Here is a 275-nt window from a genome sequence, read left to right as displayed (position 1 = left end):
ATTGATAATCATAAATTCACGGCTAAAATGGAAAAGAAACTCAGACGTGAGCAACGTAAGTTGTCAAAGCGTGCTTTGTTAGCTAAAAAGAAAGGTGTCCATCTCTTTGAAGCAAAGAACTATCAAAAACAAAAACGAAAAGTAGCGCGATTACATGAAATAGTAATGAATCAACGTACTGATTTCTTGAATAAGTTAAGTACAGAAATTATCAAAAACCACGATATCATCTGTATTGAAGACTTAAACACAAAAGGTATGTTACGTAATCATAA

1 protein-coding gene is annotated in these 275 nt (G+C 32.0%); it reads left to right on the top strand.

Annotation, left to right across the window (positions count from 1 at the left end; all coding sequences use genetic code 11):
- The coding region (locus TP70_RS10435) for a transposase (protein ID WP_156962285.1) at positions 1–275 on the top strand (275 nt) is incomplete at both ends.

It is taken from the genome of Staphylococcus microti, from assembly GCF_000934465.1.
Taxonomy (GTDB): domain Bacteria; phylum Bacillota; class Bacilli; order Staphylococcales; family Staphylococcaceae; genus Staphylococcus; species Staphylococcus microti.
Note: the sequence above shows the minus strand (reverse complement) of the source record. Positions and strands in the feature narration are given on the sequence as shown.